17 protein-coding genes are annotated in these 21,697 nt (G+C 59.3%); 8 read left to right on the forward strand and 9 right to left on the reverse strand.

Translation table 11 applies throughout. The features are described 5' to 3' along the window. Window positions 1-119 precede the first annotated feature (119 nt). Complete coding sequence (locus ACR3EN_RS16375; RefSeq protein WP_480857346.1) at window positions 120-1,478, forward strand: dicarboxylate/amino acid:cation symporter; 1,359 nt, start codon at window positions 120-122, stop codon at window positions 1,476-1,478. A gap of 41 nt (window positions 1,479-1,519) precedes the next feature. Here the strand turns inward: ACR3EN_RS16375 and ACR3EN_RS16380 are convergent, their stop codons facing one another. From ACR3EN_RS16380 to ACR3EN_RS16390, 3 genes are all read right to left on the reverse strand, one after another. Continuing rightward, on the reverse strand, window positions 1,520-3,874 hold the full coding sequence (locus tag ACR3EN_RS16380; protein ID WP_480819709.1) for a TRAP transporter large permease subunit: 2,355 nt from the start codon (window positions 3,872-3,874) through the stop codon (window positions 1,520-1,522). Window positions 3,875-3,891: 17 nt separating this feature from the next. After that, the gene (locus tag ACR3EN_RS16385) at window positions 3,892-4,818 is read right to left on the reverse strand and encodes a TRAP transporter small permease subunit (RefSeq protein ID WP_480819708.1); all 927 of its coding nucleotides are present in this window, start codon (window positions 4,816-4,818) and stop codon (window positions 3,892-3,894) included. Window positions 4,819-4,934: 116 nt separating this feature from the next. Then, complete coding sequence (locus ACR3EN_RS16390; RefSeq protein WP_480819707.1) at window positions 4,935-6,017, reverse strand: TRAP transporter substrate-binding protein; 1,083 nt, start codon at window positions 6,015-6,017, stop codon at window positions 4,935-4,937. 248 nt (window positions 6,018-6,265) lie between these two features. On the opposite strand from ACR3EN_RS16390, the gene ACR3EN_RS16395 reads away from it, so the two are divergent. Together ACR3EN_RS16395 and ACR3EN_RS16400 are read left to right on the forward strand one after the other, a co-directional pair. Then, window positions 6,266-7,702, forward strand: coding sequence for a cache domain-containing protein (locus ACR3EN_RS16395; RefSeq protein WP_480819706.1), 1,437 nt, complete (start codon window positions 6,266-6,268; stop codon window positions 7,700-7,702). Then, window positions 7,699-8,343: a response regulator transcription factor gene (locus ACR3EN_RS16400; RefSeq protein ID WP_480819705.1), complete on the forward strand. Its 645-nt coding sequence runs from the start codon at window positions 7,699-7,701 to the stop codon at window positions 8,341-8,343. The genes ACR3EN_RS16395 and ACR3EN_RS16400 overlap by 4 nt, the downstream gene beginning before the upstream one ends. A 74-nt stretch (window positions 8,344-8,417) precedes the next feature. Here ACR3EN_RS16400 and ACR3EN_RS16405 read toward each other — a convergent pair whose 3' ends face one another. Both ACR3EN_RS16405 and ACR3EN_RS16410 read right to left on the reverse strand, forming a co-directional pair. Further along, the gene (locus ACR3EN_RS16405) at window positions 8,418-8,804 is read right to left on the reverse strand and encodes a bleomycin resistance protein (RefSeq protein WP_480857339.1); all 387 of its coding nucleotides are present in this window, start codon (window positions 8,802-8,804) and stop codon (window positions 8,418-8,420) included. A 42-nt stretch (window positions 8,805-8,846) separates the two neighbouring features. Further along, window positions 8,847-9,692 (reverse strand): HalD/BesD family halogenase, encoded by an 846-nt coding sequence (locus ACR3EN_RS16410; protein WP_480819703.1) that lies wholly within the window; start codon window positions 9,690-9,692, stop codon window positions 8,847-8,849. Window positions 9,693-10,116: 424 nt separating this feature from the next. Here ACR3EN_RS16410 and ACR3EN_RS16415 point away from each other — a divergent pair, with 424 nt between their 5' ends. The 4 genes from ACR3EN_RS16415 to ACR3EN_RS16430 all read left to right on the forward strand — a co-directional run bounded on the left by ACR3EN_RS16415 (window position 10,117) and on the right by ACR3EN_RS16430 (window position 14,766). After that, window positions 10,117-11,868: an acetolactate synthase 3 large subunit gene (locus tag ACR3EN_RS16415; protein WP_480819702.1), complete on the forward strand. Its 1,752-nt coding sequence runs from the start codon at window positions 10,117-10,119 to the stop codon at window positions 11,866-11,868. 50 nt (window positions 11,869-11,918) lie between these two features. Further along, window positions 11,919-13,178 carry a glycosyltransferase family 87 protein gene (locus ACR3EN_RS16420; protein ID WP_480819701.1) on the forward strand — a complete coding sequence of 420 codons (1,260 nt, stop codon included), beginning with the start codon at window positions 11,919-11,921 and terminating at the stop codon, window positions 13,176-13,178. Then, window positions 13,175-13,735 carry an acetolactate synthase small subunit gene (gene ilvN / locus ACR3EN_RS16425; RefSeq protein WP_480819700.1) on the forward strand — a complete coding sequence of 187 codons (561 nt, stop codon included), beginning with the start codon at window positions 13,175-13,177 and terminating at the stop codon, window positions 13,733-13,735. The genes ACR3EN_RS16420 and ilvN overlap by 4 nt, the downstream gene beginning before the upstream one ends. A gap of 305 nt (window positions 13,736-14,040) precedes the next feature. Beyond that, complete coding sequence (locus ACR3EN_RS16430; protein WP_480870162.1) at window positions 14,041-14,766, forward strand: helix-turn-helix domain-containing protein; 726 nt, start codon at window positions 14,041-14,043, stop codon at window positions 14,764-14,766. A gap of 4 nt (window positions 14,767-14,770) precedes the next feature. On the opposite strand, the gene ACR3EN_RS16435 is transcribed toward ACR3EN_RS16430, so the two are convergent. From ACR3EN_RS16435 to prfB, 3 genes are all read right to left on the reverse strand, one after another. Continuing rightward, on the reverse strand, window positions 14,771-15,547 hold the full coding sequence (locus ACR3EN_RS16435) for a DUF2189 domain-containing protein (RefSeq protein WP_480819698.1): 777 nt from the start codon (window positions 15,545-15,547) through the stop codon (window positions 14,771-14,773). Between the two features lie 17 nt (window positions 15,548-15,564). Further along, complete coding sequence (locus ACR3EN_RS16440) at window positions 15,565-16,971, reverse strand: amidase (protein WP_480819697.1); 1,407 nt, start codon at window positions 16,969-16,971, stop codon at window positions 15,565-15,567. Window positions 16,972-17,147: 176 nt separating this feature from the next. Then, complete coding sequence (prfB, locus tag ACR3EN_RS16445; protein WP_480819696.1) at window positions 17,148-18,272, reverse strand: peptide chain release factor 2; 1,125 nt, start codon at window positions 18,270-18,272, stop codon at window positions 17,148-17,150. 32 nt (window positions 18,273-18,304) lie between these two features. Between prfB and ACR3EN_RS16450 the strand changes: the two genes are divergently transcribed. Continuing rightward, the gene (locus tag ACR3EN_RS16450; RefSeq protein ID WP_480843481.1) at window positions 18,305-19,180 is read left to right on the forward strand and encodes an aminoglycoside phosphotransferase family protein; all 876 of its coding nucleotides are present in this window, start codon (window positions 18,305-18,307) and stop codon (window positions 19,178-19,180) included. Here ACR3EN_RS16450 and ACR3EN_RS16455 read toward each other — a convergent pair. Then, window positions 19,174-21,663: a penicillin-binding protein 1A gene (locus ACR3EN_RS16455; RefSeq protein ID WP_480819694.1), complete on the reverse strand. Its 2,490-nt coding sequence runs from the start codon at window positions 21,661-21,663 to the stop codon at window positions 19,174-19,176. The two genes, ACR3EN_RS16450 and ACR3EN_RS16455, sit on opposite strands and share 7 nt — an antisense overlap. Between the last annotated feature and the right edge of the window lie 34 nt (window positions 21,664-21,697).

The following is a 21,697-nucleotide window of genomic DNA, read 5'->3' on the forward strand; positions in this document are numbered from 1 at the left end:
TTCTTAATACACGAACCAGCCGTGAAACCCGCCGCATATCAAGCCGCTGCCGGGGCTGGGGATTTTGTTTCTGCGACAGGCCTCCCACCCTGCCGTAGAGCTTCTGAAGGAGGGGGAAAATGGTTAACGCCACTCGCCGACTGGTCTCGGCCACTTTGACGACCCAGATCCTGATCGCGCTGGCCCTCGGGTCAGTGTTTGGACTGGTTCTGAACTATCTCGATATCGCCGCCCTGAACACCGCGCTTGTCGATGGCGCGCTGTCGATGCTGGGGCAGATGTTCCTGAACGCGCTGCAGATGCTTGTAGTGCCACTTGTTGTCTTCTCGCTGCTCTGCGGAGTGGTCGGGATCGGAGATGTCAAGCTGCTGGGCCGCGTCGGCGGCATGACCTTTGTCACCTATCTGGCCACCACCGCGCTGGCGGTGACCACTGCGCTGGTGTTCGCCAGCCTGATCGGTCCCGGCAAAGGGTTCGAAAGCATGTATCTGGTCGGAGACGGTGTGAGTGTCGCCAACCCACAGACCACATGGGAGATTCTGGCGAACATCATCCCCAAGAACCCGATCAACGCGCTGGCCAATGGTGAGATGCTGCAGATCATCTTCTACGTGATGGTCGTGGGCATTGCGGTTCTGATGATGGGCAACCGCGCCAAGGCGTTTGTCGAAGGCTGCGAGTTCATGAACGAACTGGCGATGAAAATCGTCAAGATCGTCATGGCCTTTGCCCCCATCGGCGTGTTCAGCCTGATCGCCAAGACCTTTGCGATGGAAGGTTTCAGCCTCTTCGGCCCCGTCATCGGCTATCTGACCACGATCAGCCTGACGCTGGTGTTCCACCTCTGTGTCACTCTGATGGCGCTGCTCTATTTCACCACCGGCCTCAACCCGCGCACGTTCATGCGCAAGATGCGCTCGGCTCAGGTGTTTGCGTTTTCGACCTCAAGCTCGAATGCAACGATCCCAGCCAGCCTGCAATGCGTGACACAGCGCGTCGGCGTGGATCGCTCGGTCGCATCGTTCGGCATTCCACTGGGGGCGACGATCAACATGGACGGCACCGCGATCATGCATGGCGTGGCCACCGTGTTCCTCGCCAACGCCTATGGCATGGATCTGGGGCTGAGCGGCTATCTGACCGTCATCTCGATCTCGGTTCTGGCCTCGATCGGCACTGCGGGTGTTCCCGGGGTGGGCATCGTGATGCTGGCGATGGTACTGAACCAGTTGGGAATGCCGCTGGAAGGCATCGGGATCATTCTGGCCGTCGACCGTATCCTCGACATGATGCGGACCGTGGTGAACATCACCGGTGATGCCGTCGTGACCACCATCGTCGGCAAGAAGGTCGGCAAACTGGACAAGACGGTCTTCGACAACCCCGATGCCGGCACGTTCGATACGGCCGATCTTGAGATCGATCATTCAACCGAACAGGAATTTGCCAAGCTGACGCATCCTCAGCCGCAAACATGACAGAAAAAAAGGAGGCCCTGCGGGGCCTCCTTTGTGTGACGTTAGTTCGGTATCAGATCCGGGACGATGGTCACGATCGTGGGGAAGAACCAGAGTATCCCGATCCCAACCACCTGGATCAGCACGAACGGTATGATCCCTCGATAAATGTGCCCCGTTGTGACCTCTTTCGGCGCAACCCCCCTGAGGTAGAACAGCGCAAACCCAAAGGGTGGCGTCAGGAACGAGGTCTGCAGGTTCACGGCGACCATGATCGTCACCCATTTCGGATCAAACGAACCGCCATAAATCACTGGGCCCACGATGGGGATCACGATGTAGATGATCTCAAGGAAATCCAGCACGAAGCCCAGGATGAACAGAACCAGCATCACGATCAGGAAGACCGTGAACTCATTGTCGAAGCTGCGCAGGAACTGCTGGATATAGTGCTCACCCCCGAACGAGATCACCACAAGGTTCAGCAATTGCGAACCGATCAGGATGGTAAAGACCATCGAGGTCACCTTGGCCGTTTCGCGTACCACGGGCGTCAACACCCCGCTTGAGAACAGCACCCAACAGCCGAACAGAAGACCAAACAACGCATACAGGTATGCCGAATAGGCGATGATGAACGCGATCCAGCTTTCAACCGACACGTCGCCTTGGTTGATGCGCAGATCAAAGTTCACGCCCATCAACAGGGCGATGATCACGGCAAAGGTCGACCAGATGATCACTTTGCCGGACCGGCCCTGATCCTGCAGCTTGCGATAGGCCGCCAGCATGATCGCTCCGCCCGCCCCGAGGGCTGCAGCGGGCGTCGGGTTGGTCACACCACCAAGAATCGAACCCAGCACCGCGATGATCAGAACCAGTGGTGGGAAGACCACGCGGATCAGATCGTTGGTGGCACAACGCGCTGCCGCCTCTTTGCAGCCATACATGGCAATGACAAAGGGGATGGCCAGCATAAGGAACGTCGCCCCTGACGAGGTTGTCGGCGCAATCAGCAGAACGTCGACCAACAGCATCAGCAACAGACCAATTGCGCCCACGTTCAGCGGTTGCGGCGAGCGCGAAGGCGCAATGCCACGCCCCAGCACCAGTGTCAGGCCCAGCAGAACCACCATAACGGCAACGCCGTTTCCGATCGGTGCTGCCGCAGCAATCTTGGCTTCCTGCGCCGCGGCCAGTTCTTCTTCGCTCAGGCGTTGCGATTCAGCTGCACCACCAGCCTCGTCGATCGCCTCCTGCTCGGCCACGGCCTGATCCCAGGCAGACTGACCATGCAACTCGATCATCGAGGCCTTGCACTCTTCCGAGACGTTCGTGCGCAGAGAGGCACCCTGCCCGATATCTGAGAACGCCGAGACCGAGATGTTCTGGCTGCCGATCACACCCGCGCTGCCCAGCAGGACCGCGCCAACGATCAGGGCAACGGGTGCACCCAGCAGCCATGTCAGACCTTCCGAACGTGTGATAGTCTCACCCGTCCCGCCCGACAGCTCAACAGCCGGGGCCTTGTCCGGGTTCAACAGCGCATAGCCAAAGGCATAGAGCGCATAGAGCAAGGCCAACATGATCCCCGGCAGCAGCGCCGCCTGGAACAACGTCCCCACCGAAACAACAGCCGGCTCACCCAGATAGGTCAGCGCGTCGGTACACCCGGCTTCGACTGCACGCGTCTCCTGCGCTGTCGAATACAAGTCGCCCGCCAGCGTGCCCAGCAGAACGATCACAATGGACGGTGGAATGATCTGCCCCAACGTCCCTGAGGCCGCGATCACGCCTGTCGCAAGCTCTGGCGAATAGTTGTTGCGTAGCATGGTCGGCAGGGCCAGCAGGCCCATCGTCACCACGGTCGCGCCGACGATCCCGGTCGAGGCGGCCAGAAACGCGCCCACGACAACGATCGATACGGCCAGACCGCCGGGCAGCGGGCCAAAGACACGCGCCATTGTGGTCAGCAGGTCGTTCGCGATTTTCGAGCGTTCCAGCGTGATGCCCATCAGAACAAACATCAAAACGGCCAGCAGGGTCTCGATCGACTGACCGGCCAGAACGCGTTCGTTCATACGGTTTACAATGAAGGACACGTTGCGGTCGAGCGCGGTTTCCCAGCCCTGCACAAAGACCGGTTCGGCGATCCTTGGCAAATCGGGGTATCGGAACACCGACACAGTGTCCGGTTTCACGCCGGAATTCACCAGGTCCCGATAGGCTTGCGACCCGGTGTCAATCGCCTGATGGATCAACAAACCAGCGCTGTCCAATGCGGCGATGATCCCGAATGAAATCACCCCGGCCCCACCGATGGCGAAGGCCACGGGGAAACCCGACAGGATGCCTCCAAAGAGGCAGAAGAATACGATAATGAGGCCTATCTCGACGCCATCAAGTCCGAATAGCATTGTCTGGTTCCCCGTCCTTAATGCGCGCCTTCGTAGGCTTCTTCACCCTCACCAAGGCTGTCCTTGTCGAGGTATTTTCCAGTGCTTTCCGGCCCTTCCACATATTCCAGATACGAGCGGTACAGGAACGCGATCGCATGCAGGAACACCATGGCGGCGAAAGCCACCAGCAGGATTTTGAACAGGAAGTAGGCATTGAACCCATTGGGGCTGAAGCCGATGGTTTCAACGTTCCAACGCAACGCACGGGATTTCGCGATCAACCGATCTACCGTGTCACTCGCCGAAGGCTTGGGCACGATCAGGTGCCGCCACATGAAATACCAGCCATACATCCAGGTCAGAACTGCCATCGGCATCATGAACAAAACCGCGCCGCACATATCAACGACGCGCTTGGCCCGGTGGCTGATACCGGCATAGATCAGGTCAACCCGCACATGGCCGCCCTGCACGAATGTGTAGGTACAACAGAGGCAGACAACCATGGCGTTATACAGTTTAAGTTCCTCGGCGAACCAACTGATATCCATCTGAAAAGGGATGCCCAGCCCAAAGGACATATCGGGACGGGTAAAGACCCGTTGCATAAAGACGATAACGATCTGCTGGATAACCATCAGCAGGCCCGCCCATGCAAAGAACCGCCCAGTCGTGTTGGCGAACCCTTCAAGGACGCGCACCATCCCCCACATGAAACTCCGATAGTAGAGGCCGATGGCCGTCAGCACCAGAAACAGCGCGAAGATCACAAAGAAGAACTCGACCGAGCCGCCGTAGTAGACAAAGCGCATGATCGACTCTTTGTCCGACCAATCCAGCCAGAGCTGCGGATGCGTGATGGCGTATCCGAAATTATAGAAGGCTTCGGCAATGTTCTGAATGAACCAGATCAGTCCATTCCACAGGGCGCCGAAGAACGAGATACCGTTTTCGTCCTGCATGTTGTCCCCAGGTCGCATCGGTTGCACGTTTCGTTATTGCGGTAAGTGAAATCCGCTTATGTGCAACGGGAAAGGCTCCCCCGCGGCGCGGGGGAACCGGTTTCTTGGATCTGGCTTTAGCTGCGCACGCGGTCGCGCTGCGCGGTATAGACGCCCGAAGACAGGTTGTTCCAGCCTGACGAAGCGGCCATCGATTCCATGGCACTGTCATGGATGCGCTTGAACAGCTCGTCGCCCATGTTCTCGTCCAGAACTTCCTGGCTGGCCTGACCGAAGGCATCCCAGACGCTGTCGGGGAATTCCATGACCTTGACGCCACCGGCCTGCAGACGCTGCAGAGCGGCACCGTTGTTGGCCAGGAACTGGGCCAGGTTCCACTGGTGCGCTTCAGCAGCCGCGATCTCGATGATCTTCTGCTGAGCAGCAGTCAGACCGTCGAACACTTCGCGGTTGGTCGCCAGCGACAGACCCGCGCCCGGCTCGTGGAAGCCAGCGGTGTAGTAAGTCTTGGTGATTTCCTGGAAGCCCGCTTTTTCGTCGGCCCACGGACCGATCCACTCGGTTCCGTCAATCGCGCCGGACGACAGCGCCTGATACACTTCCGAACCCGGAATGTTCTGCACCGAGGCGCCCAGTTTACCCAGAGCCTTGCCGCCCAAACCCGGCATACGGAACTTCAGACCGTTGAAGTCTTCGGGGCTGTTGATCTCTTTTGCGTACCAGCCACCCGCCTGCGCACCGGTGTTACCGGCCAGGAAGGATTTCAGGCCAAAGATTTCGCCCAGTTCATCATGCAGCTCCATCCCACCGGCATGGTAGTACCAGTTCACCAATTCCTGCGCGGTCATGCCGAAGGGAACAGCCGTGAAGAACGCGTAGCCCGGATGCTGACCGACAAAGTAATAGTCAGCCGCGTGATACATATCGGCCTGACCCGACGAAACCGCGTCAAACACTTCGAACGCGCCAACCAACTCACCGGCGGCCTTGATTTCGACGTTCAGGTTGCCGTCCGACATGGTGGTGATGCTGTCGGCACAACGCTGCGCGCTGTCAAACACGCCCGCAAGGCCACGGCCCCACGATGTGACCATGGTCAGGGTGCGCTTGCCCTGCGCATAGGCGGGCGCTGCCAGCGTGGTGGCTGCAGCAGCCGAGCCGCCCAGTGCCGAGGTTTTCAGAAACTTACGACGATCCATATGAGTGTTCCTCCCCTACATATTTATTACCCAAGGCTGTCCTCGGGCCGATCGTTTCCAGTGCGCGACAGCCTAAATCCACGCCGATGAATGTGAATACCTACTACTACGTAGCCGCGGCGGTTTTTCAGCGCTTGGGCGCAGAAATCAGGCTGTTTTTGCTCCATCTTCATCAAAATACAGTGGGCGAGCCCTCGGATCGCCCAATCTTTTTGCAATTTCGCGGCAGCTTGCGTATCGATTCGACCATGGGAGGATTCCGCAACTTCATCTCGCTGACCTATGCGCAGAAACTGTCACTGGTCGCGGCGATACCGCTGCTTGTGGCAGTGGCGGCGATTGCATTGGTGGTCGCCTATGAGTCGCGCGCAACGGCAGAAAGCGAGATTCAGGCGCTGGAACGCCGCCTGATCGAGGCCAAGAAGGACGAACTGCGCAACTACGTGACCCAGGCGCGCAACGGGTTCGCCTATATCTACGGGCGCGCCTCGCCCGATGACGAGGTCGCCAAGAATCTGGTCACGCAGATCCTGTCGGCGATGATCTACGGCAAGGACGGGTTTTTCTTCGTCTACGACTATGACGGCAACAATCTGGTCAGCCCGCGCCAGACCGAGTTCATCAACCGCAACTGGGTCGGCCTGACCGACAGTGATGGCACGCCGATCGTGGACGAGTTCATCAGCCTCGCCCGTCAGGGGGCCGGTTGGCACAATTTCATGTGGCAAAAACCATCGACCGGGGAAGAGGCGCAGATGATCGCCTATGTCGTCGGCCTGCAGGACTGGCGCTGGGTCGTGGGCACCGGCGTTTTCATCGACGATATTGTCGCAACCGTCGCCAATGCCCGCGCCGAGGTCGAGGCGCGCGTGCAACGGACATTCATGTATATCGGCGGCATCGTTCTGGCCGCCGTTCTGATCGTCTTCGCCTCGGGCATGCTGCTGAATATCCGCGAACGTCGCCTGGCCGATGCCAAGCTCAAGGAGCTGACCCAGCGCGTGTTCGATGCGCAAGAAGAGGAACGCGGGCGCGTGGCGCGCGAACTTCATGACGGGATCAGCCAGATTTTGGTCGGTGTGCGGTATGCGCTGGACAATGCCCGCCGCCGCCTGTCGCGCGGCGATGATGCAGGCGCACAGGACCCGCTTGAGAAAGGCATCGACAATCTGGGCACCGCCATCACCGAGGTTCGTCGCATCAGCCGCGATCTACGCCCCGGCGTACTGGACGATCTGGGCCTAGGCCCTGCGCTCAAGGCGCTGACCGATGATTTCCGTGAACGGACGGGGATCGAGACCGAATTCTCGACCGTCGTGTTCCGCAACCGGCTGGATCAGGACAGCAAGATCGCCCTCTACCGGATTGCCCAGGAAGCGATGACCAATATCGAGCGGCACTCTGGTGCAACCCGTGTCACCATCGACCTGCGCGGCCATAAGAAAGGGGCTACCATGCGGATCACCGATAATGGCATTGGACTGCGCAGCGAACCGGACGGTGCCAGCACCGGGATCGGCCTGCGCAACATGCAGGAACGCATCGAACAGCTTGACGGCTCGCTGCGCATCCTGTCATCCCGCGGCCAGCGCAGCGGTACGGTGATCGAGGTCAGCCTGCCCCTCAGCCACCTGCTGCCGCCGCAGGAAGACGCAACACCAAAACGAAAGGCCGGTTCCCGATGACTGATACGATCCGGGTTCTCATTGTCGACGACCATCCCATGGTGGCCGAGGGCATCCAGTCGCTGCTGGAAAGCTATGACGAGATCGAAGTGGTCGGCACACTGTCGAACGGGCAAGAGGCAGCGGATCAGGCCGTAGCTCTGCAACCCGATGTGATCCTGATGGACCTTAACATGCCCGGCCTCAGCGGGCTCAGCGCGACCGAGATCATCCTCGAACGCCTGCCTGACACCCGCATCCTGATCCTGTCCATGCATGACAGCCCCGAATATATCTCGACTGCCCTCAGCCACGGGGCGAAGGGATATGTGCTGAAGGACGTCCCCACCGAAGAGATCAAACAGGCCATCGACGCCGTGATGCAGGGCGAACGTTATCTCTGCACCGGGGCCAGCGGCTCGCTTGAGCCCAAGGATGGCAACACGCGCGAGGCGCTGACAGGCCGCGAGCAGACCATTCTGCTGGAACTGGCGCAGGGCAAATCCAACAAAGAGGTCGCGCAGGCGCTGGATATCTCGGTCCGAACGGTCGAGACCCACCGCAAGAACATCAAACGAAAGCTGGGCATTTCCTCGACCGCCGGCCTGACCCGCTATGCTTTGGAACATGGCGTCCTGCAGGGCACCAGCCCCGGGCTCTGACCGCAGCGCGGCACGCGCTGCCCGGCCCAACCGAAGGAGATGCGCCAAAGGCGTATTGACGACGGGCGGGAGGGCTAGCCGCCGCCGCGCGGGCTGATGTCTTCTCCGAAAAACACCAGCGTGCCATCCTCGTCGATGACATGGAACTCGCGCTGTTGATACGGCTGGTTGAAGGGCGGGCGCACGCGCCCTTCGGGCAGGTCGTCCAGACCCGGGCGCAAGCTTTCGAACAGGGCGTCGATACCCTTTACATCGATGTAGAAGGACTGATCATCCCCCAAAGCCCGCCCATCGGGGCGCGGCGGGCATTCCAGCAGCCGGATCGCCACCGGGCCATGGCGCAGAAAGGCATAATTGTCCTGCCGGAAAGTGCAATCGAAACCCAGTCGGTCGCAATAAAACGCAACCTGCGCGTCCAGCGAAGAACACAGGACAAATGGCGTGAGTTGCACGATCTGCATCAACCGACCCTCCCCTGACCGATGCCCTCAGTCTAGCACAGTTCAGTCGATCAACTGATCCCCGCGCACCCCTTCGCGTTCATAATGGTGCGGCAATACCCGGCCATACAGTTGCCGGGTGCGCTCGACCCCGCCACACATGCCCTCGGTTTCGACGAATGAGAATATCCCGACATACCGCCGCCGCGGCCCCTTGACCGGCGCGACCCGATGCAGCGAGTACCGGCCACGGAAAATCTGCAAGTCTCCGGGCTGCAGTTCCAGCGTGCGCACCCGCCCCATGTTGCCATCCAATACCGAGGCCACATCCGCAAAATTCTCATCCTCGGCGCTGCGCAGGTTGGGCGCGTATTGAAACGCCCCACCCTCTTCTCCGTTCTGGATCGCCAACGTGACCGTGTAATTGTTGGTGTCGAAATGCCAGGGAAAGCCCTGCCCTTCCTCGACCACATTTATGATCACATCGGCCAGCGGATCATCATAGCGGAAAAAGCGATCCTCGGGCTCGGCCAATGCCGCACGGATGAAGGGTAGAAACCCCTCGAATTCATAGATCCTCCGCAGGGGGCCATCCTTGGTGAAGTTATCGGCGGGAACAAAGGCGTTCGAGCGATCATAGAACCGGCGCAGCGGGTGCCCGACGCCAAAGCGCGGATCATCCTGCGTGAAATACACGTTGGTCCGATTGAACGATCGGTGTGCCTGCGCGGCAGTGGCTTCAGCCTCTCGCACCAGATGTTCCAGTCCGGCTTCATGCACGAAACCGGGCAGCACGGCGCATCCGTCCCGTTCCAGTTCGCGCCGTAGATCCTCGATCATCCGGTTATAGGCCCACGAATCCGGGCAATCGATCGGGTACCGCCCCAGATCTACCAGATCATGCAGCATCTCTGACCTCCGATAGTCATACGCCTGCACCCAGCGTGGCGCAGAGAAAGGGTCTGATCATGCCCATTTCAGACACTTCACTGACGCTTTCGGACATTCGCGCAGCACCCCGGACACGCCAAAATCAGTACGAAATTCGCGGAAATTCCCATCATGCGGCAAATGGCGCAACAATATGTCGCAAAATACCGCCATCAGGATAGAAAATTTGTAGAATTGCCTGTTGACGCCCCCGCGCGCCGCTCATAATGTCCCTGCACGCAAAGAAGGAGCCTCTGGCGATGAAAGCGCTAGTCGTAATCGTAGGAACCACGCGCATGGGCCGGTGACGGTAAACCATAATCGAACCCATGCGCCTCCGAAAAATCTCGGGGGCTTTTTTTTGGCAAAACGCAAGACACATGTCGCGAACGGAGCAAAGCAGATGACACGTGAGATGACCGGCGCAAAGATGGTTGTTCAGGCCCTCAAGGATCAGGGCGTGGACACGGTATTCGGATACCCCGGCGGCGCCGTGCTACCGATCTATGATGAGATCTTTCTGCAAAATGATATCCGTCACATTCTGGTGCGGCACGAACAGGGCGCGATCCACGCCGCCGAAGGCTATGCGCGGTCGACCGGCAAACCGGGCGTTGCCCTTGTAACCTCCGGGCCCGGTGCCACCAACGCCGTGACCGGGTTAACCGATGCGTTGATGGATTCGATCCCGCTTGTTGTTCTGACCGGTCAGGTGCCGACCTTCATGATTGGCTCGGATGCGTTTCAAGAGGCCGACACCGTCGGGATCACCCGCCCTTGCACCAAGCATAACTGGCTGGTGAAGGACACCAATTCGCTGTCGAACACCCTGCACGAAGCCTTTCATGTCGCAACTTCAGGCCGGCCCGGCCCGGTTCTGATCGACATTCCCAAAGACGTACAGTTTGCAACCGGGCAGTATTCAACGCCCAAGCCTTCGACTTCACACTACCAACCCGTCTTGAAGGGGGATCTGGAAGAGATCACCGAGTTGGTGGCCGCAATGGAGACCGCCAAGAAGCCGATCTTCTACACGGGCGGCGGCGTCATCAACTCAGGCCCCGCGGCCAGCCAACTGCTGCGGGAATTGGTGGATGCGACGGGCTTTCCCATCACCTCGACCCTGATGGGTCTTGGGGCCTATCCGGCTTCGGGGAAGAATTGGCTGGGGATGCTGGGGATGCATGGTCTTTATGAGGCCAACATGGCGATGCATGACTGCGATCTGATGATCAATATCGGTGCGCGCTTTGATGACCGGATCACCGGACGGATTGATGCCTTTTCGCCAAAATCAATCAAGGCGCATGTGGATATCGACCCATCCTCGATCAACAAAGTCATCCGGGTGGACATCCCGATTGTTGGCGATGTCGGCCATGTGCTGGAAGATATCCTGAACATCTGGAAGTCGCGCGGCCGCAAGACCGACGCCCCTGCCGTGGCCGAATGGCAAAAGCAGATCGCCGATTGGCGCAAGATCAACTGTCTTGCCTTTACCCCCAGCGAAAAGAGCATCAAGCCACAGCACGCGCTGCAGCGGCTGGAAGAGCTGACCAAAAAACATGACCGCTACATCACCACCGAAGTCGGTCAGCACCAGATGTGGGCGGCGCAGTACCTTGGGTTCGAAGACCCAAACCGCTGGATGACCTCAGGCGGTCTGGGCACGATGGGCTATGGTTTCCCGGCCTCGATCGGTGTGCAGATGGCGCATCCCGAGGCGCTGGTGATCAACGTGGCCGGTGAAGCGTCGTGGCTTATGAATATGCAGGAAATGGGCACCGCCGTGCAGTATCGTCTGCCGGTGAAACAGTTCATCCTGAACAACGAACGCCTCGGCATGGTCCGCCAGTGGCAGGAGCTGTTGCATGGTGAGCGCTATTCGCATTCGTGGTCCGAGGCCCTGCCCGATTTCGTCAAACTGGCCGAGGCGTTCGGTGCCAAGGGCATCATCTGCTCTGACCCTGCTGATCTGGATGACGCGATCATGGAGATGATCACCTATGACGGTCCGGTGATCTTTGATTGCCTGGTTGAAAAGCACGAGAACTGTTTCCCCATGATCCCATCAGGCAAGGCGCATAACGAAATGTTGCTGGGTGAGGCCGAAACGCAAGGTGTGATCGACTCCAAAGGTTCGGTTCTGGTCTGAAACCCTAGTATGAGACATTATGAACAAAACCATTGAGGCAAGTGAGATAGATGAAACTGGATCACGATCAGCAGATTAAAGAAGCTGACGCGCGCCTGTTGATTTTCCAAACGCGCAGAGGTTGGCAGGTCGGGACCCTTATACCGGCTCTGCTAATGGTGTTCTGCGCATTCTGGATTTTGGGCAGTTGGCGCGAATTGCATGAAACCGGAGAAACAGCCGCTTCCGTTGATTTTCGCGTTTTTTGGGCTGCCGCTCGATTGGCTGCTCTGGGCGCGCCTCTGGATGCGCTTAGTATGGATGCATTGTCGAGCGTCCATGGGCTGGATGATGAAGACTGGATGCCTTGGGCTTATCCGGCAGGCTTCCTCGTGGCATTGATGCCCCTCGGCGTCTTGTCGTTTTCCGGCGCGTGGATGGTATTTACAGTCGTGTCTGTTTTGGCCGCTTTGGTAGCTTTTCGACCGTTTTCTGGCGGCGTGACACCTGTCTGGCTCGGATTTGCGCTGGCACCTGCAATGTTGCCCAACCTGATGATGGGTCAGACCAGCATCCTGTGGACCGCTGGCATTGTCGGTGCATTGGCGCTTTTGCGGGCAGGTAAACCAATCCTCGCCGGCGTCGTCATTGGTTTGCTGACTCTAAAACCACAGCTTGGGCTCCTGATCCCGGTTGCGCTGATAGCCGTGGCCGCCTGGCCGACGTTCCTATCTGCAGCGGTAACGACAATCGTGATTTCAGTATTCGCAACCTTTGTTGTGGGCGTCGAATACTGGACCGAAATGTACAATATGATGCAAATGCACTTCGACAACATTCGTGGTGCCAGCCAACAGAACACGCTGATGATCAGTGCATTCTCTACGTTTTCCGGCTTCGGCCTGTCAGACAGTATTGCATTGATTCTGCAATGGATGCTTACCGCCCTCGCTGCACTGATGGTCTTTCTGACCTGGCGCAGTCCGAAAATCGGTTTTGATCTGAAGGCTGCGATCCTCCTGCTGGGTATTGTATCGTCTACTCCCTACCTATGGTTTTATGAATCGGCGCTTCTTGCACCCACGGCCCTGTTCATGCTGCGGGCCGGAGTTTTGGGTGGCAATGCGCCCGGGCTGATCCTTGCAGGGTTGATGTGGCTCGGCATTACACCCGCCTTTCTTCTCATGGCTTTTACCGATTTGTCGAACGTCAGCATGCGGCTTGCCTTTGCTCCGGTCACGTTTGTTGCGATTATCGTATGTGTGACGGCAGTCACCCGCCAACTCAGCGCCCCTCTTTCCGCTCCATTAAGACGACAGGAAAATCCATGACCCCGCTCAACATCGTAAAAGGCTCCTCCCGCCATTCCGCGTACAACCTACGCCCCACCTTCTCGGATGTGCAGGAACAGCACACCATCGCAGTGCTGGTCGAAAACGAGCCCGGCGTTCTGGCGCGGGTCATCGGTCTGTTCTCGGGTCGTGGGTACAACATCGATAGCCTTACAGTGGCCGAAGTGGACCACACTGGTCACCTCAGTCGCATCACCATCGTCACCAACGGTACGCCGCAGGTCATCGAACAGATCAAGGCCCAGCTCGGTCGGATCGTCTCGGTCCGGGATGTGCATGACCTGACGGTCGAAGGGTCTTCGGTCGAGCGTGAATTGGCAATTATCAAAGTGGTTGGCGAAGGTGACAAACGGGTCGAGGCGCTGCGCTTGGCCGATATCTTCCGCGCCAATGTGGTCGACAGTACGCTGAACTCGTTCATTTTCGAGATCACCGGCGCGCCCGACAAGATTGACGCCTTTGCCGACCTGATGCGCCCTCTGGGGCTGGCAGAGGTTGCGCGCACCGGAGTCGCCGCGCTGCTGCGCGGGGACTAAGCGCAGATCAGACGTCCGCAGACGGGTCAACGAAGCCCTTTGCATCCCAAGCTTCGACACCAAAACCGCGCGGCACCAAACGCGCGGTTTTGAATTTCGGCTCCTTTGATCTACACCCAGAAAAAGATCATGCAAATGAGCCAAAAACCTATTGATTTTGCCATATAGAGCGCTAGCGTGTGCCCCGTAGCGAAGCCGCATCTCATCTTCGCTGGGGTCACATTTACGATTTTATTGCAAGACGTTCGGCCTAACCGCCGTTGCGATCGTGTTTTCCTGAAATACCGCAACACGCTGGCACAGATATGACCGAAACCACCCGCAGCCCCGATGACCTCCGCAGAATGTTCGGTGCAAACCTTCGGCGGCTTGCGAACAGGTATCCTTCGGTTTCGGAAGTCTGCCGCCGGCTGGGTATCAATCGCACCCAGTTCAACCGATATCTCTCGGGCGAGAGCTTTCCGCGCCCGGATGTGCTGGACCGTATCTGTCGTTTCTTTGCCGTCGATGCGCGTATCCTTCTGAAACCGCTGGATGATATTGAACCAGCCGTTGACCATCCGGCCTCAGAAACACTCGACCGTTTTCTTGCGGCTGGCCCCGACCTCCGGTTTGCGCCCGGTTTCTATCATGCGATTGAAACAGGCGCTGACACCGATCCAAGGACACGCCATCGGCTGCTGCATGTGCGCCATATCGGCCATTGCGCATTGCTGCGCGGCTACGAGCCGCGCTCGGTTTTGCCAGGAGCAACTGCACCGCAGCGCGAACTGCAAGGTATCGTTGCCCATAACGGGACACAGGTCTGTGTTCTGATGTCCCGCCGCTGCGCGCAGGACCGCCGCCTGATGGTGTTGTCGCAACAACCTTCAGAGGGCAGTCTGCATTGGGCGGGCTACATGCTCCGGCTATCCGATCACACGGTCAGTGGCCCCAACGTTCGGCAACTGGACCTGCATCATCTGGCCTACGACCTGGCCGCCGCCCTGCGGCTGAGGCGACACGCGCCACATGCGCCAACCGCGCGCTGACCAATCAGGCCGCACCTTCATCCAAAGTGATCAGCCGATAAAGGTGCCAACTGGCATGACCCAATAGAGGCAGAACCACCAACAGGCCCAGAAACCAAGGTATCATCGCCAGAAAAGTGAGGATTGCGATGAACGCCCCCCACCCCAGCATCACACTTTTGTTCGCGGCAACATAGGCATAGCTTGAGATCATCGCCGTTACGAAATCCAGTTCGCGATCCAGTAGCATCGGTATCGACAGCACGGTGATCATGAACAACAAGATCGCAAAGATGGCCCCTACGGCTGTTCCTATGACCAGCATCGATAGCCCGTTGGGGGTCAGAAATACCTCAAACGATGACGAGATATTTGTCATCGTCGACAATCCCATGAACAGTGCAAAAATCATGTGGCCCAAAAAGAACCAGAACAGGAAGATCACAACAATGATCGCGCAGATCGAAGGCAGCTGCCGACGGCTTTGCTGCACGACCACACCGAAAATGGCGCCAAAATCCAGCGGCTCGCCCTGTTCCAGTCTGTGCGAGACCTCATAAAGCCCCACGGCCGCAAATGGGCCGATCAGGGGAAAGCCAATCGCAGCCAGCACCAGCCAGAAAGATGTCCCGGTCTGAAGTGTAACCCAGGCCATCGCCCAACCCGCCAACACGTAAAAACCGGCGAACAGCAGCCCGAACAGCGGCGCGCGGCGGTAATCCTGCCACGCCCGGCGCAGCGCCTCTTTCAGCATGGCCGTGTCGACCGGCTGCATCGTCGGAACACCAAAGGGTTTGTCCATTCTCTGTCTCTCCTCCCCTAGCCGACCTGAATGGCCGGTCTGTTCTGCGGCCAGCGCGTCGCTTCGTGATACGCCGCCCCCATCGCCAGTAGTTTCGCGTCCGAACCGCGGGGCCCGAACATCTGCAGGCCCATCGGCAATCCCTGCGTACCGAACCCGGCAGGCGGGGCCAGACAGGGCAAACCCAGCAGGCTGACCGGCGTCACAACTTGCATCCAGCGATGATAGGTATCCATCGCTTGCCCTGCGATTTCGGTCGGGTAAGGCTGATCTACATCAAAGGGCCAGACCTGAGCCGCCGGAAGCACCAGTGCATCGAAGGTGCCAAACACACCCTCAGCCCGCCGAAACCACTCGGACCGGATCACGCTGGCATGATGCACCTCCATCGCGCTCAGCGCCAATCCGCGCTCCAGCTCCCATTGCGCACTGTCTTTAAGCGCCGCCTTGCGGTCCGACAACACCTCCAGGCCTGCTGCCACACTCCACGACCGCAGGGCGATCCAACTGTCCCAAATCCGCTCCGCCTCGAACGGTGGTGCAACCGGCTCGACCTGCGCCCCAAGCTGCGCCATGACGTCCAGAGCGGTCTCACACAGATCGGCGATCCCGGCCTCATAAGGAAAGGCCCCGCCCCAATCGCCCAACCAACCGATCCGCATCCCGCGCAGATCGACCGGGTTTACTGGCGACACATCCGGGTTGTCGAAACTCAACGGCATCCGCGGATCAGGGCCCGAGATCACATCCAGCAATATCCCGATATCCTCAGGGCTGCGCGCCATCGGACCGAGGGTCGACAGTTGGTGCAAATAGCTGTCACCAACCGGCTCGGACGGCACCTGCCCCCAGCTGGGCCGAAACCCGTAAACGTTGTTCCATGCGGCCGGGTTGCGCAAACTGCCCATCATGTCCGACCCATCGGCCAGCGCCACCATCCCGGTAGCCAGCGCAACCGCCGCACCGCCCGATGACCCGCCACAGGTCCGCGCTGGATCATAGGGGTTCCGCGTTGCACCATAGACCGGATTGAAGGTGTGCGACCCCAATCCAAACTCCGGTGAATTGGTTTTGCCAATTAAAACCGCCCCCGCCGCCCGCATCCGGGCCGCGATCAGATCATCGGATTGCGGAACATGGTCCTTGAACAAGGGCGAACCCTGCGACGAAACCACCCCCGCCACATTCACCAGATCTTTCACCGCAATCGGCAAACCGTGCAACGGTCCCACGACCGGCCCCGCATCCAGCACCCGCGCCTCGGCCAACAGCGCGTCTTCATCGCGCAGCGCGACGATCGCATTCACCTGCCCGTTGACCTCCGCGATCCGATCCAGCGTCGCCCGCATCACCTCGACCGCCGAAACGCGCCGCGCGGCAAGATCGCTCAAAAGATCTTTGGCAGAGGTTTGGTGCAGGGTCATCGGCAGGCTCACATAAGGCGTTCGCCGCTCAGCCTAGCCAAGCCGCTCTCTCATTTAAACCCACTGTTTAGATGTATCTTTTCCGATCGACTCTGCAGGGTTCCCTGCTTCATCTGGCCAGAAATATCCCGGGGGAGGCGCGGCCCGCCGCGACGGGGGCAGAGCCCCCAGAAACCTCAGTCGCCCTGCGCCTCGGACCGGGATTTTCCGGCCACATTCAATGCCAGCGTCGCCGCCATGAACCCGTCCAGATCCCCGTCCAACACCCCTTTGGTGTCCGAGGTCTCATGGTTGGTCCGCAAATCCTTTACCATCTGGTAAGGCTGCAACACGTATGACCGGATCTGGTTGCCCCAACCCGCATCGCCCTTGGCCTCATGCGCCGCGTTGATATCGGCGTTCCGGCGATCCAGTTCTTGCTGATACAGCCGCGATTTCAGCGCTTTCATTGCAATATCGCGGTTCTGGTGCTGCGATTTCTCGGAACTCGTCACCACGATGCCGGTGGGAATGTGCGTGATCCGCACCGCCGAATCCGTCGTGTTCACGTGCTGCCCCCCGGCCCCCGAGGACCGATAGGTGTCAATGCGAATATCCGACGGGTTCACCTCGATCTCGATATTGTCGTCCACCACCGGATAGACCCACACCGAACTGAACGAGGTATGCCGCTTGGCCGCCGAGTCATAAGGCGAGATTCGCACCAGCCGGTGCACGCCACTTTCCGACTTCAACCAACCATAAGCATTGTGCCCGGAAATCTTGTACGCGGCAGACTTGATCCCCGCCTCTTCTCCCGCCGTCTCGGACTGCAATTCGACGGTATAGCCCTTCTTCTCGGCCCAACGCACGTACATCCGCGCGAGCATCGAGGCCCAGTCGCAGCTCTCGGTCCCACCCGCGCCCGAGTTGATTTCGAGGAAGGTGTCGTTACCGTCCGCCTCACCGTCCAGCAGCGCCTCAAGCTCTTTCTTGGCGGCCTTCGCACCAAGCGCCTTGATGGCCGCTTCGGCCTCCTGAACGACCTCTTCGTCCTCTTCCATCTCACCCAGTTCGATCAGCTCGATATTGTCGCTCAGATCGGTTTTGATCGTCTCATAGGTCTCAATGGCATCGACCAGCATCTGCCGTTCGCGCATCAGTTTCTGCGCGTTCTCGGGATTGTCCCACAGGTTCGGGTCCTCGACGCGCGCGTTGAATTCCTCCAACCGGTGCGGCGCGGTTTCATAGTCCATGCGCTGCGCCAGCAGCTCCAGCGACTTTTCGATTTCCGCCACGATGTTCTGGGTTTCGGCGCGCATGGTCTTGTCCCAACTTGCTCAATCAGGCCTGCGTGATAGCAAGAGGTGCGGGCCACCACAAGACGGGCAGGATCGGAATGCAAAGCGCGGCGGCAGAGATTGCGGACGAATGGGGCCTGAGCCTTCTGGCAGAGGTCGCCGATACCGGTCACGCGCGGGTCTGGAAGGTTCAGACAGCCGATGGTTACGCCGCCCTGAAGCTCTATCGCCGGCCGGATCGAGGGAATGAGGCTGCGGGGACGAAGCTGCTGAGCCTCTGGCAGGATCGCGGCGCGGTTCGGGTTCTGGCCGAAACCGCAGACGCGGTGCTGATGGACTGGCTTGAGGGGCCATCCTTGGGCGATCTGGCACGAGGAGGTCAGCCCGATGCGGCCCTGACAACTCTGGCCGAAACAGCGCAGCGCCTGCATCGCGCGCCGGCTGTGCAGACAACGGGCCTCAAGCCGCTGCAGCAGGTCTTCGATCCAATCTTCGCGGTCCGGTTCTCACCAAAATGCAACACGCAGTTCCGCAATGACATGACCAGGGCGATCGCTCTGGCACGCACCCTGTTGGACAGTCAGCCCATCGCCATCCCGTTGCACGGCGACTTGCACCCCGACAACGTCATCCAAACCACCCAAGGCCCTCGGGTCATAGATGCCAAAGGCTATCTCGGCGATCCGGCCTTTGAACTGGCCAATGCTCTGCGCCACCCCAAGGGCATGGCCGCGCTGGTGCGGCAACGCAGCCAGATTGAACGATGCCTGAAACTTTACGCCAGTGCGATGCACGTAGACGTTAACCGACTAGCCCAATGGGCTGCTGCAAAATGCGCGCTGTCGATCTTTTGGCGGGCCAATGGACTGATTAAGACCGACCGTGAGGCCGATCTGCTGTACCTGTTCCTAAAGATCGCGGATCAATAAAGCCCGCCGCCCTGCAGATCACCCTGACTTGCGTTGGGCCCAACGGTGATCGTGTTCCCGGTCGAGGTCGTCACCTGGCGCCCGCCACGGGTCACCTCTTCGAACAGCGGTAGTTCCGAGCCCACGGCGAACCCACCGTCATAAACCCGGTCGATGAAGCCATCGACGCCATCCCGGAAGTATTCGGCCACCACATAGTCGCCCGAGGCATCCGCTGGCAAGCGCGCGCCGCTGAACCGGTCGATTTTGATGAACTGACCACCCGGAGGTACTTCAAACGGGCCACCACCGTATTTCTCGACGGCCTTCTCCATAAAGCTCTGGAACACCGGGCCACACATCGTCCCGCCATAGGCCCCCCGCCCCATCGGGCGCGGGCGGTCGTAGCCGATATAGCAGCCCGCCACGATGTTCGAGGTGAAGCCGATGAACCACGCATCCTTGGATTCGTTGGTCGTCCCGGTCTTGCCCGCTGTCGGCACCGGCAGCTTGACATGGGCCGAGGCCGTGCCGCGATCCACCACGCCTTTCATCATCGAGGTCAGCTGATAGGCCGTAATCGCATCCATCACCTGACTGCGGTCGGTGATGATCTGCGGGGCCTCATCAGGTTCCAGCCAGCTTGAATTACAATCCACGCATTGACGATCGTCATGGCGATAAATCGTCTTGCCGTACCGGTCCTGAATTCGGTCAACCAGCGTCGGCTCAACCCGTTCACCCCCATTGGCAAACATCGCGTAGGCCGCGACCATCTTGTAGAGCGTCGTCTCCTCGGACCCCAGCGAGTTCGCCAAGAATGCCCCCATGCGGTCATAGACGCCAAAGCGTTCTGCATAGCCCGCGACAACGGGCATCGTGACCTCTTGCGCCAGACGGATGGTCATCAGGTTCCGCGATTGTTCAATCCCGGTACGCAGCGGTGTGGGACCATAGAATTTGTTCGACGAGTTCTTCGGCCGCCACAGACCCTGCGGCGTGTTCACCTCAATCGGGGCATCCACGACGATGGTCGCGGGGCTATAGCCGCTGTCCAAAGCTGCGGCATAAACGAAGGGCTTAAAGCTCGACCCCGGCTGGCGCTGAGCCTGCGTGGCGCGGTTGAACACAGTGTCCTGATACGAGAACCCGCCCTGCATCGCCAGAACGCGCCCCGAGTTCACATCCATCGCAACAAAGCCACCCTGCACTTCGGGCACCTGACGAGCAGACCATTGCCCTTCTTCGCCTTCCATCACAAGGATCACGTCGCCGCGTTTGAAATTGGCTGCAAAGTCGCCCTGCATCCACTGGATGTCCGAACGTGGAATGGTGCCGTCCGCCGGGCCATCTTCGATCCCGACGGTCAGAGATTGATCGGCCACGTTCAGCACGACCGCCGGATACCATTGCGTCGGCAACACCACGTCGCGCGGGATTTCCATGATCGCCAGCGCCTCGCGCCATTGCGCCTCATCCGCCAGCTTTTCTTCGGGGATTACCTCGCCCGTGCCGCGCCAGCGCCCGCGTGAGCGGTCGTATTTCTGCAGCGCGGTCCGCAGGGCCTTGGCGGCCTCGACCTGCATCTCTTCATCCACCGAGGCGCGCACCGTGAAGCCACCGGTAAAGAACTCACCCTCACCGAAATCCTCGCTCAGCTGGCGGCGGATTTCGTCGGTGAAGTAGTCGCGCGGCGGCAAGGCCGTGCGGAAGCTTTCAAAGTCACCATTCTGGACCGAGCGCAGCGGTGCATTGACCTCGGCCTCATAGGTCGCCTGATCGATATAGCCGTTTTGCTGCATTTCACGCAGCACATAGTTGCGGCGGGCCAGCAGGCGCTCTTTTTGCCGAACGGGGTGATAATCCGACGGGGCCTTGGGCATCGCGGCAAGCGTCGCGGCCTCATGCGGAGCCAGCTCCTGAAGCGTCTTGTTGAAATAGGTCTGCGCCGCCGCAGTCACCCCATAAGAGTTCTGGCCCAGAAAAATCTCGTTCATATAGAGTTCGAGGATTTGTTCCTTGTCCAGCGTATCCTCAAGCCTTGTGGCAAGGATGATCTCTTTGATCTTGCGTTCGGCGCGGCGGTCGCCGGACAGCAGAAAGTTCTTCATCACCTGCTGCGTAATGGTCGATGCACCGCGCACGGTTTCACCTTTGGTGCGCACCGCCTCGACCCCGGCCGCAACGATGCCGCGCGGGTCATAGCCCTGATGGGTATAGAAATTCTTGTCTTCTGCCGAGATAAAGGCCTGTTTCACCAGATCGGGAATTTCCTCGGACGGGGTGAACAGGCGGCGTTCCTGCGCGAACTCGTCGATCAGCTGCCCTTCGCCCGAGTAGATCCGGCTGATCGTGGGCGGTTTGTACTGCGCCAGCGACTCATGGCTGGGCAGATCGCGCCCATACATCCAGAAGATCGCGCCGATAACCAGCGCGGCCATGAAGATACCCAATGTGACGAGGCTGAAGATGGCCCCGAAAAACGAAAGAACAAACCGGATCACGTTACTGCCTTTTTCTCGCGGTGCCGCCTATATA

The organism is Ruegeria sp. G7, from assembly GCF_056535465.1.